This is a genomic window from Paraburkholderia sp., assembly GCF_036488505.1.
Lineage (GTDB): Bacteria > Pseudomonadota > Gammaproteobacteria > Burkholderiales > Burkholderiaceae > Paraburkholderia.
In genome coordinates this window covers 1-11,281 of record NZ_DASXHN010000471.1, presented here as the reverse complement: position 1 = coordinate 11,281, position 11,281 = coordinate 1, and the positions used below count along the sequence as shown (strand labels likewise).

At 63.6% G+C, this 11,281-nt stretch carries 11 protein-coding genes and 1 tRNA gene; 8 read left to right on the top strand and 4 right to left on the bottom strand.

Annotation, left to right across the window (positions count from 1 at the left end):
- Nucleotides 1-221: 221 nt before the first annotated feature.
- Nucleotides 222-689: a universal stress protein gene (locus tag VGH68_RS27270; protein ID WP_331606836.1), complete on the bottom strand. Its 468-nt coding sequence runs from the start codon at nt 687-689 to the stop codon at nt 222-224.
- A gap of 398 nt (nt 690-1,087) precedes the next feature.
- Between VGH68_RS27270 and nodI the strand changes: the two genes are divergently transcribed.
- A complete protein-coding gene (gene nodI / locus VGH68_RS27265; RefSeq protein ID WP_331606835.1) occupies nt 1,088-2,002 on the top strand; it encodes a nodulation factor ABC transporter ATP-binding protein NodI in 915 nt (304 codons plus the stop codon).
- A 205-nt stretch (nt 2,003-2,207) separates the two neighbouring features.
- Nucleotides 2,208-3,035: an ABC transporter permease gene (locus VGH68_RS27260; protein ID WP_331606834.1), complete on the top strand. Its 828-nt coding sequence runs from the start codon at nt 2,208-2,210 to the stop codon at nt 3,033-3,035.
- Between the two features lie 125 nt (nt 3,036-3,160).
- Here the strand turns inward: VGH68_RS27260 and VGH68_RS27255 are convergent, their stop codons facing one another.
- Complete coding sequence (locus VGH68_RS27255) at nt 3,161-3,583, bottom strand: hypothetical protein (protein ID WP_331606833.1); 423 nt, start codon at nt 3,581-3,583, stop codon at nt 3,161-3,163.
- Between the two features lie 526 nt (nt 3,584-4,109).
- Between VGH68_RS27255 and VGH68_RS27250 the strand changes: the two genes are divergently transcribed.
- On the top strand, nt 4,110-5,543 hold the full coding sequence (locus VGH68_RS27250) for a M20 family metallopeptidase (RefSeq protein ID WP_331606832.1): 1,434 nt from the start codon (nt 4,110-4,112) through the stop codon (nt 5,541-5,543).
- A gap of 86 nt (nt 5,544-5,629) precedes the next feature.
- Here the strand turns inward: VGH68_RS27250 and VGH68_RS27245 are convergent, their stop codons facing one another.
- Nucleotides 5,630-6,682 carry an NADP(H)-dependent aldo-keto reductase gene (locus VGH68_RS27245; RefSeq protein WP_331606831.1) on the bottom strand — a complete coding sequence of 351 codons (1,053 nt, stop codon included), beginning with the start codon at nt 6,680-6,682 and terminating at the stop codon, nt 5,630-5,632.
- 146 nt (nt 6,683-6,828) lie between these two features.
- Here VGH68_RS27245 and VGH68_RS27240 point away from each other — a divergent pair, with 146 nt between their 5' ends.
- Together VGH68_RS27240 and VGH68_RS27235 are read left to right on the top strand one after the other, a co-directional pair.
- Nucleotides 6,829-7,056, top strand: a complete 228-nt coding sequence (locus VGH68_RS27240) for a DUF3820 family protein (RefSeq protein WP_331606830.1) — start codon at nt 6,829-6,831, stop codon at nt 7,054-7,056.
- 241 nt (nt 7,057-7,297) lie between these two features.
- A complete protein-coding gene (locus VGH68_RS27235; RefSeq protein WP_331606829.1) occupies nt 7,298-7,546 on the top strand; it encodes a hypothetical protein in 249 nt (82 codons plus the stop codon).
- A gap of 115 nt (nt 7,547-7,661) precedes the next feature.
- On the opposite strand, the gene VGH68_RS27230 is transcribed toward VGH68_RS27235, so the two are convergent.
- A complete protein-coding gene (locus VGH68_RS27230; protein ID WP_331606828.1) occupies nt 7,662-9,203 on the bottom strand; it encodes a tetratricopeptide repeat-containing sulfotransferase family protein in 1,542 nt (513 codons plus the stop codon).
- Between the two features lie 390 nt (nt 9,204-9,593).
- Between VGH68_RS27230 and VGH68_RS27225 the strand changes: the two genes are divergently transcribed.
- The 3 genes from VGH68_RS27225 to VGH68_RS27215 all read left to right on the top strand — a co-directional run bounded on the left by VGH68_RS27225 (nt 9,594) and on the right by VGH68_RS27215 (nt 11,172).
- A complete protein-coding gene (locus tag VGH68_RS27225) occupies nt 9,594-9,938 on the top strand; it encodes a hypothetical protein (protein ID WP_331606827.1) in 345 nt (114 codons plus the stop codon).
- A gap of 68 nt (nt 9,939-10,006) precedes the next feature.
- Entirely contained in the window at nt 10,007-11,008 is a 1,002-nt protein-coding gene (dusA, locus tag VGH68_RS27220) for a tRNA dihydrouridine(20/20a) synthase DusA (protein ID WP_331606826.1), read from the top strand.
- 88 nt (nt 11,009-11,096) lie between these two features.
- Nucleotides 11,097-11,172, top strand: a tRNA-His gene (locus tag VGH68_RS27215).
- Nucleotides 11,173-11,281 lie beyond the last annotated feature (109 nt).

Genomic DNA, 11,281 nt, shown 5'->3' with positions numbered 1-11,281 from the left:
TATCGCAGTCTTAACGAGTTTGTCGTCACGTACAGCCGTGGGGAAAGCAACGCGAACTACTCGGCGATCTTCCGGCGCGAAGGGCTGGTGACCTGGAAGCTGGCCGCGATCAGTCTGAACGAGTGACGTGGCAGTCTGACGGAGAAAGGACGATGCGTGGCTGAGCATCCTGGCTCAGCCACGTGAAAGCGCGTCGCGGTATCTAACGTGGCAATGCCAGATCACGCAGCCGCGGCCTGCTGCTGTTCCTGGCCGGACGAACAGGCGACCAGAATGCTGCACGAAATCCGATCGAGCAGCGGTGTATTACCCGCGCCCATCCACCATCGTGACAATCCGGTCCGACAGCGATGGCCGACCACGACGAGATCCGCTTGCAACTCATTGGCGAGATTGGCGATCTCGTCGATCGGGTGACCGAACGCGAAATGCCCTTGCGCGCTCACGCCGCGCTCGGTCAGCCAGTTAACCCCTTCCTGGAGAATTTCGCGCGCGGTTTTTTCGAAGCTGCCGCACGCGACGTCGGTCAGCAGACCCGCGCTTTGCGCAATACTCGAACGCATGTCGACGACCGACAGCAGGTGCGTTTCCGCCTTCAGATCCAACGCCAGATCGGCACCGCAACGCAACGCTTTGCGGCCTTCACGCGAGCCGTCGTAGCACAGCAGGATTTTCTGGTAGCTCGCCATCGTTTTCTCCCCTCGCGCGGAACGCGCGGTATGAGTCAATCATGGTGCGCCGCAATTCGGCTTGCAAGGGATGGAAAACGCTGAGTGCGCAGTCGGTGCATCGCATCCGGTACGCACAAGCGTTGGGCAACTATCACGCGGACCTGCACAACGATGCGGAAGGCGAAACATCGTGTCGGCAGCTTCCCTCGGCAACCGGCGCTTAGCGCTCGTGTGGGCTCGGTCGCGACAACGTGCGACCTACCGGCCAGCGCGTAGCACGCATATCCCGTTCCCGAGCGCCCATCTGCATCGCTCGCCAATATCCTAGAATGAGTGGCTTGCGCGGCCATCACGACGTTACGCTGGCGCATCCGCAGCGCGTACGTCGCACCTTCCGCCGGAGCCTCGATCGACCCATGTCCGCCGCCCCCATCGAATTCCGCCAGGTCAGAAAAAGCTACGGCCAAAAGACCGTCGTCGACGGTTTGTCATTCCATGTCAACGCCGGCGAATGTTTCGGCTTGCTTGGCCCGAACGGCGCGGGTAAGACCACCACGCTGCGCATGCTGCTGGGCATCGCCTCTCCGGACGCCGGCACGATCCGCCTGTGTGGCGAACCGATACCCGGCCGCGCGCGGGTCGCACGCGCGCGCGTCGGCGTGGTGCCACAGTTCGACAACCTCGACCCCGATTTCACGGTGCGCGAAAACCTGCTGGTATTCGGCCGCTACTTCGGCTTGAGCGCCGCGCAATGCCGCGCGGCGGTGCCGGCGCTGCTCGAATTTGCACGCCTCGAAAGCAAGGCGGATGCGCGTGTGAGCGAGTTGTCCGGCGGCATGAAGCGGCGTCTCACGCTTGCGCGCGCGCTGATTAACGATCCCGACGTGCTGATCATGGATGAGCCGACCACCGGGCTCGATCCGCAGGCCCGCCATCTGATCTGGGAGCGGCTGCGCTCGTTGCTCGTGCGCGGCAAAACCATTCTGCTGACTACCCACTTCATGGAAGAGGCGGAGCGGCTTTGCCACCGGCTATGCGTGATCGAGGAAGGACGGAAGATCGCCGAGGGTGCGCCGAGCGAGCTCATCGCCGCAGAAATCGGCTGCGATGTAATCGAGATCTACGGCCCCGATCCGTTTGCGTTGCGCGATGAGCTCGCGCCACTCGTCGAACGGGCCGAGATCAGCGGCGAGACGCTGTTCTGCTACGTGAACGACGCGCAGCCGGTGCATGCGCGGCTTAAGCAGCGCGCCGATCTGCGCTATCTGCATCGCCCCGCGAATCTCGAGGACGTGTTTTTGCGGCTGACCGGCCGCGAGATGCAGGACTGAGGATAAGCACCGGAACATGCACGCAATGGCCGTCGGCATCCGCAGGAAGACTCGCTCGCGCACACACCGCGCAGGCCTCCGCGGCGTCGCACCACCTTGCACCGTATCGCACGACATCGCACTAAACGCGGCAAGAGCACCGAAACGCCGGCGGAAAATAGCCGGCAGTCAGCCTGGAATTAGCCGGACAAACCACGAGTCAGCAATGGACGCACGCACTTACGAAACTGACGACCGCACGCCATCGGCGCAGGAACCGTTCGCCGCCTTCCCCGCCAACGCGGTGAACTGGGTCGCGGTATGGCGCCGCAACTATCTGGTGTGGAAGAAGCTCGCGATCGCGTCGATGTTCGGCAACCTCGCGGACCCGATGATCTATCTGTTCGGTCTCGGCTTCGGGCTCGGGCTGATGGTCGGGCAGGTCGACGGCGTGTCGTACATCTCGTTTCTGGCGGCGGGCACGGTGGCGTCGAGCGTGATGATGTCAGCGAGTTTCGAGTCGATGTATTCAGGCTTTTCGCGCATGCATGTGCAGCGCACCTGGGAGGCGATCATGCATACGCCGCTCACGCTCGGCGATATCGTGCTCGGCGAGGTGGTGTGGGCGGCCACCAAGTCGGTGCTATCGGGCGCGGCGATCATGCTGGTGGCCGGCGCACTCGGCTACGCGAATTTCCCGTCGATGCTGCTCGGGCTGCCGATCATCGTGCTCACGGGTCTCGCGTTCGCGAGCATCGCGATGGTCGTGACGGCCGTCGCGCCGTCGTACGACTTTTTCATGTTCTACCAGACGCTGGTGCTCACGCCGATGCTGCTGCTCTCGGGCGTGTTCTTCCCTGCGTCGCAATTGCCCGCCATCGCGCAAGCCGGGGCCGCGGCGCTGCCACTCGCGCATGCGGTCGATCTGATGCGCCCGGTGATGCTCGGGCGGGCAGTCGATCACGCGGTGCTGCATGTCGGCGTGCTGCTCGCTTATGCGGTGGGCGGCTTCATCGTGGCGGCGATCCTGTTTCGCCGCAGGATGATGAAGTAGGCAGCGGCGTCAGACGCAAACCCGGCGAAGAGGTCACCACCGGGCACGCACGGCCCGCATCCTGCATGCGTGCGAGCGCGCATGCGTACGGGCGGGCAGCCGGTCGTTACGGTCGATGCGCGCGGTCAATCCTCATCATCGGTCCAGGGAATCTCGACATCGGAAATGAACGCGACCGTCGCGAACGGGCCGCCCTCGTGCCGTCCGATCTTGCCATCGGCACGCTGCCACTCGACCCTGAACACGGTGCCCGGATCGTCCGCGATCAGCCGCACGGTGCGCACCTCGTCCGGATCGGCATCCTCGACCGGACCATCGAGCGAGATCAACAGCGCCTGCGGCCACAGCCCGTCGGCGGGATCGTAGATCCTGTCGCCATCATGAATCAGCGTAGAGGCTTCCACGCCGATGGTCGCCGACGCATCGACGATCATCTTGGCCAGCGCCCGCAACAGCGCGGTCGCTCGCGCCGAATTCGCCTGACGGATCGCCAGATCGCCGCGCGTGAGTGCCTGCTCGAGCTTTGGATTGGTTTTCTGTTGCGCCATTGATGTCCTGGTCCTATCGCTGGTGTTGGCGGGCACGCCATCGGCTCGACGCGCCACACCTGTTTTTCTGATGACCCCCTTGCCAGTGCGTTGCAGCAACGCTCCCGCGCCGTCGCCGCTGCGCGGCTCCCGTGATCGTTGCGCCTGCGTTGCGGCGCCCTGCTCCGTCCATCACAGTTTAGGTCGTGATTCGTATTCCGGGAGACATTTGGCCCGTTTATGGTGCGGTTCGTCGCTCTATCGCCCACTCATCGGGGGTGGGGTTGCGGACCGCGCGAACCACATGGCCAACGAAAGCGCGCCAGCTATGCACCGGCGCGCGCAAGCAAGACCACGCGACGAACGGCTGCGCGGGTTGCGACCTTTGCCTTTCCGGCAACGCATGCTTCGAAACACGATCATTGTGGCAAAAATGGCGCGCTTCTAGAATCGTCCGCAACGAACCAGACCATTCGACAGCGCATCGCCGCGGGCGCCGCTACGGCCCTTCGCGATCGTCAACACCATCCCCATATTGGAGACACGCATGAGCCGCAACCAGGCGATCGACCACGCCACCCGGCATTTCGAATCCGGCGCCTTTCTCGCCGACCTGGACCGACGCGTCGGCTTTCGTACCGAAAGCCAGGAAAGCGATCGCGGCGCGCTGCTGCTGTCCTATCTGACCGACGAAATCACGCCCGCTGCGCAGCGCCTCGGCTTTAGCTCGCGCATCGTCGACAACCCGGTCAGCGGCTTCGGTCCGTTCCTGCTCGCGAACCGCCATGAAGGCGATCATCTGCCTACCGTGCTGATCTACGGTCACGGCGACGTCGTGCGCGGCTACGACAGCCAGTGGCGCGCGCCGCTCACGCCGTGGTCCGTCACGGTCGACGGGGAGCGCTGGTTCGGCCGCGGTACCGCCGACAACAAGGGGCAGCACTCGATCAACCTGGCCGCGCTCGCGAGCGTGCTCGCCGCGCGCGACGGCAAGCTCGGCTTCAACACGAAACTGCTGATCGAGATGGGCGAGGAAACCGGCTCGCCGGGCCTCGACGCGGTCTGCCGCGCACATCGCGACGAGCTCGCCGCCGACGTGCTGATCGCCTCCGACGGCCCGCGTCTCGCCGCGCGGCGCCCGACCGTGTTTCTCGGCTCGCGCGGCGTCGTCAATTTCAGGCTGTCGTTGAACCTGCGCGACGGCGCCCATCATTCGGGCAATTGGGGCGGCCTGCTGCGCAACCCGGCAACGGTGCTTGCGAATGCGCTCGCGTGTCTCGTCGATGCGCGCGGCGTGATTGCGGTCGACGGTCTGCGTCCGCCGCCGATTCCCGCAGCGGTGCGCCGCGCGCTGGCTGACATCGTAGTCGGCGGCGGCCCGGGCGACCCGATCGTCGACGATCAGTGGGGCGAGCCGGGCCTGAGCGCGCCCGAGCGCGTGTTCGGCTGGAACAGTTTCGAAGTGTTGGCGCTCAAGGCGGGCAATCCGGACAACCCGGTCAACGCGATTCCGCCATCGGCGTTCGCGTACTGCCAGTTGCGCTTCGTCGTCGGCACCGATTGGGAAAACCTCGGCCAGCATCTGCGCGCACATCTCGATGCGCATGGTTTTCAGCTGGTCGACGTCGAGGTCGAACGCGGCGCGCCGGCCACCCGTCTGAACCCGGACGATCCGTGGGTCAAATGGGCGATCGCGTCGCTCGAACAGACCACCGGCAAGAAGACCGCGGTACTGCCGAATCTCGGCGGCACGCTGCCTAACGAAGTGTTCGCCGATACGCTTGGTCTGCCGACGATCTGGGTGCCGCACTCGTACCCGGCGTGCTCGCAGCACGCACCCAACGAGCACCTGCTGGGCCCGGTCGTGCGCGAGGGACTGCAAATGATGGCGGGTTTGTTTTGGGACCTTGGTGAGAACTCACCGTATGCGTCGCAGAAGGGCTCCGCGAGTCTGACTGAGACGGCGAAGGCGGCGGGCTGAAGCAAGCCCGCGTCGATTGCGGCGACGCGCGGCGGGCCAGGTGGACACCACGCCAGCCCGCCCCACGCGCCGCAATCACTTCGCGCTTACGGCGCCGGATTCGGCTGCAACTCGTGCAACGCGTCGATCTCCGCGAGCACTTCCGGCGCCAGCGTCACCTGAACGCTAGCGATGTTTTCCTTCAATTGCTCGAGCGACGTCGCGCCGATCAGATTGCTCGTCAAGAACGGCCGGCTGTTGACGAACGCGAGCGCGAGTTGCGCCGGCGACAGTCCATGACGCTTCGCGAGTTCGACATAACGCGTGGTCGCCTGCACCGCATGTGGCTTGCTGTAGCGCGCGAAGCGCTCGAACCGGGTGATGCGGGCGCCAGCCGGACGCGCGCCACCTTCGTACTTGCCCGACAGCCAGCCGAACGCAAGCGGCGAATAGGCCAGCAGGCCGATCTTGTCGCGATGCGCGTACTCGGACAGACCCGCTTCATACGTGCGATTCAACAGGCTATACGGATTCTGGATGCTGACGATGCGCGGCAGGCCGAGTTTCTCGGCCGCACGTAGAAACTGCGCGACGCCCCACGGCGTTTCATTCGACACGCCGATATGACGCACCTTGCCGGCCTTCACGAATTCGGCGAGCACGGTCAGCGTTTCCTCGATCGGCACCGTATAGGCATCGTCGACCCACGGATACGACGGGCGGCCGAACGTCATCGTGCTGCGATCCGGCCAATGCAGTTGATACAGGTCCACGTATTCCGTCTGCAGACGCTCGAGGCTGCCGTTGAGCGCCTCGGTCAGATTCTTGCGATCGAACTGGTTGCCCTCGCCGCGGATATGACGCGGGTTGTGGGGCTGACGCGCCGGGCCGGCGATCTTGGTGGCAAGCACGATCTTCTCGCGCGCACTCTTGTGCTGCGCGAGCCACGTGCCGATGCAACGCTCGGTCGAGCCCTGCGTTTCGGCGCGCGGCGGCACCGGGTACATCTCGGCCGTATCGATCAGATTGACGCCGTGATCGAGCGCGTAGTCGATCTGCGCATGCGCTTCCTGCTCGGTGTTCTGCTCGCCCCACGTCATGGTGCCGAGGCCAATCAGGCTAACCTGAACGTCGGAGTCGCCGAGCTTGCGGTATTCCATTTGTCTTGTCCTGTTGAATAGGTGAACGCAAACGGGCAGACGTTACCATGCCGGCGCGCTGCCTGCAGCGACGCTAGAATGCGAAGCCACGGGCGGCATCGTGCAGCCCGTATGCAAGACCGGGTACAGTCCGAAACTCGCTCACCATGAACCCCGAACAACTCGAACTATTGGTCACGCGCGTGATGCCCTACGGGAAATATAAAGGCCGCGTGATTGCCGACCTGCCCGGTCATTACCTAAACTGGTTTGCGAGCCAGGGCTTTCCGCCAGGCGAGATCGGCCGTCTGCTCGCGTTGATGCACGAGATCGATCACAACGGTCTGAAGCCGCTGCTCGATCCGCTGCGCGATGCGTCGCGCAAGCATCGTTGATGTCGTCGGGCGTCGTCGCGAAAGCGCGCGCGAAGTACTGCGAAGCCGGATGAAAGTTGCAACGCAGGCAAGCTGCAAGCAATGTCAGCCGGTACAAATTTATACAGTGTTTTCCTTGCGCGTCGCGAGCGCGTGGACTTTAATCCGCATAGATCGCCGCGCTGTGAATGAATCGTCCTGCGTGTTCCGATGCATTCCCGCGTCACGCGAACTTCAGCCTGCCGTCATTGCCCGCCCGTTCATGCATCAATTCGATCTAAGCTCCGTGCTTGAATTTATCGGCCACGATCTGTCGCCGGTACGCGCAGTCATCCTGTTCTTCGTGATCGGCTATGTGCTGGTCGGGCTACCGCTGCATTTCCGCCAGGGCGCCGCGTCGCGCGACATCTGGGGCACGGCAGCGGGCGTGACGATGGCTGCGCTCTACGCGGCATTCATCGTGGGCGTGTACCCGTTGCTGCATCACGCGGCCGTCATCGGCGCGCATTGACCCCACGTATTGACTCGACATATTGATCCTAGGTATTGCTCGCACGTATTGATTCGACGTATTGATTCGACGTATTGATTCGACGGCGAAGCCGCGTTGATCGCGGCGTCGATCATCAACGCGCGTTTCGTCCGGTTGCGATGCGATCGCCGAGATTCGCCAGCGCGGGTCCGAGCGCGGTCAATAGCGGTTCTAGCAATTCCCGGCGCGGCTGCCAGCGCTGTATCGAAGTCCGGTAAAGCGGCCGGCGCACCTGCGCAGAACTGGCCGTGCTCACGCGCCGCGCTGTCTGATGAAACGCGAGACAGCACGGGTCCCACTCGAGCCGGCAATGCGCAAGCATGCGACGCACGTTGAATTCGAAATCGTCGACCAGTTCCTCATACGCGATCTCGATCATCACGCCTTCGGGCAGCGAGCGCCGCCAGTGGGCCATCAACGCATCGTACGCGCGGTAATAGCGGCCAAGCTCGCCGAGGTCGTAGCCGAATGGTACGTCGTGAAAAATCCGCGAAAAAATCGACAGGCAGGTCTGCACTGGCGAACGGCGGCTATGGATAAAACGCGCATTCGGCAGCGCCAGATGAATCAGCCCGACGTTGATGAAATTGAACGGATATTTGTCCGTGAAATACGCTGCGGGCGGGTCGACTTCCGCCAGCACAGGTTGCATCCGCCGCAGATAATCCGCGCCGAGTGCGCGCCAGCGCGCCGCACCGGCTTCGGGCAACGCGTCGATATCCATCCGCAACGGATCGCCGGCTTCACGGCGAATAGCCGCGACGAGCGCCTCGCTGAATTCGGTGCGTTCGCCCGCGCCGAATACCTTCGGATGACTCGCGAGAATCTGCTCGATCAGCGTGGAGCCGGAACGCGGCATACCGACGATAAAAATCGGCGCCGCCGACGGATTGCCAAGACCGCGAGCGGCCGCGAGTACGTCCGCGCTGAGCCACTGCGGCAAGCGCGCGAACAAGCCCAGCGATTCCGCTTCGTCGTAGCGCATGCCGGCGCGGTACAGCGCATTGCCTTTGAGCAGGTGGTCGAACGACGCGTCGTTGCGGCCCACGCCCGATAGCGCCGCGCCGTACGCGAAGTGCACCTCGGCCTGATCGGCGCGGCTGAGCGAATCGGCGTCGCCGGCGAGCTGCTCCAGTTGCGCGAACACCGGATCGTCGGCGCACAGACGTTTCGTCTGCACGAAGTTGCGGTAATAGAGCGGCACGCGCGGCGCACGGTCGATCGCGCGCCGGTACGCGTCGTGCGCCTCGTCGAAACGGCCGAGCGCCTGCAGACAGTTGCCGATGTTGTTGGTCGAGCCGTCCGCGTGCGGATTGAGACGCGCCGCTTCGCGATACGCATGCACCGCCGCCTCGAGCCGATGCGTCTGCTCGAGGGCCCAGCCGAGTCCGTGATGCGAGTCAGCGTTATCAGGATCGCGCGCAATCGCCTCGCGATAGCGGATCTCGGCTTCGCCAAACCGGCGCAGCGCGACGAGCGTCGCCGCCAGACGCTCGTAGTTGACAGCGGCCTCGGGCTCGAGCGCGCGCGCGGATTCGAAATACCCGAGTGCGGCGTCGAAGTCGCCGCGCGCGACGCAGGCATCGCCCGCGATACGCGATTGCTCAGCCGCGACCACCTGCGGATCGTGCTTCATGGACGGCTACCGATGGCCGGATGGCGAGTGTGGGCGGATGGCGTCACGAGCGAGTAGGTTGTTTGCCTTTAGCTTCAGAACATCTGGCGCAAAGCGTCCGTCAGGCACGGATCGTGGTGTGGATTGACAGGGGGCGTGCCGGCAATTGTCTGAGCGGAAAATATCAGCCGAGCCCTTCAGTTCCGTTTCGGATCGTTAACCAACTGTTACCCCACGGCCCTGTCGTAAGACGCCGCAACATTGCGCCGGAGGTCGAGCCGAGCGCCAGCCTTCGATCCCCTCGCGGCGTTGCGCACACTGACTGCTGGCCCACGCGGTAACGGACGGACACAAATGCCGCTGAACTCCCCGGCGCGCGGTCTTTCTGATGCTTATGGGAAGGAGAAAATCGTGATCAGGCTCATTGCATCGATGACGCTGCTGGCCGCCGCAGCGACCATGACCGGATGCGCGGTCGCGCCTGCACCGGGGTACGACTATGCGTACGGCCAACCTTACTATCCGTACGCGTACGGACCGCCCTATGCGCCGGTGTATGGCACCGTCGGCATCTGGGGCGGCTTCGGCGGCCCGTGCTGCTACTACCATGGCGGGCATGGCTACTGGCATGGCGGCCATGGTGGTTGGCATGGCGGTGGCTGGCACGGCGGGCACGGCGGCGGCTATGGCGGTATGCACGGCGGCGGGAGTTCGTGGGGTGCCGGTGGTGGCGGAAGGGGCGGCCATGGGCATTGAGGACCAAGGCGGCGCTGCGCGGCGTTGCGGTAAAATCGCGGTTTCGACTGAAGCCGTCCGGCCGTCCCATGTCTTCACCTCATACTCCCAGCCCCCGCCGCGTATGCGTCGCGCCGATGATGGACTGGACTGATCGTCATTGCCGCTCACTGCATCGGATGATTTCGCGCCATACGTGGCTTTACACGGAAATGGTGACGACCGGTGCGCTGCTGCATGGCGATGTGCCGCGTCATCTCGCCTTTACGCCCGACGAAGCACCCGTCGCGCTGCAACTGGGCGGCAGCGAACCCGACGACCTCGCGCGCTCGGCGAAGCTCGGCGAACAATGGGGCTATGACGAAATCAATCTGAACTGCGGGTGCCCGTCCGAGCGGGTCCAGCGCGGCGCGTTCGGCGCGTGCCTGATGAACGAGCCACAACTCGTCGCCGATTGCGTGAAGGCGATGCGCGACGCGGTATCCGTGCCGGTGACGGTCAAGCATCGCATCGGTGTCGATGCGGTCGAGGACTACGCGTTCGTGCGCGATTTCGTGGGGACCATCGCCGATGCGGGATGCGAAGTCTTCATCGTTCATGCGCGCAACGCGATCCTGAAGGGCTTGAGCCCGAAGGAAAACCGCGAAATTCCGCCGCTCAAATACGATTACGCGTACCAGTTGAAACGCGATTTCCCGCAACTGGAGATCATCATCAACGGCGGCATCAAGACGCTCGATGAAGTGAACGCGCATCTGCAGCACATCGATGGGGTGATGCTCGGGCGCGAGGCTTATCACAATCCGTATGTGCTGGCCGATGTCGACGCCCGCTTCTACGGATCGCCGCAAACGCCGCTCACGCGCGAGCAGGTCGAAGCAAAACTGATCGAATACTGTGCCCTCGAAATGGCGCGGGGCAGTTACCTCGGCGCGATCACGCGTCATGCGCTGGGTTTGTATCGCGGCGAAGCGGGCGCGCGTGGCTGGCGGCGCGTTTTATCCGACAGCAAACGGCTCGCCGCGCGCGATCTCGCCATCTTCGACGAAGCAAGACAGCATCTGCGCGAGCCCGCCGAAATTTCTGAATAAAGGGCTAGGCAAAGCAAATCGCTGTTCGTATAATCTCGTTTCTTCGTTGGCGAGACAGCTTTTTCGAGCAAGTCGAGCAATGTCAGTGGTGGCTGTAGCTCAGTTGGTAGAGTCCAGGATTGTGATTCCTGTCGTCGTGGGTTCGAGTCCCATCAGCCACCCCAAAAAATTCTGAAGTATCAAATAGTTAAGCATTAAGAGCCGTTCCGGAATATGAAATTCGGAACGGCTTTTTTGTTTTCGGAATCTGGACTGCGACGCGAAAGAGCCATG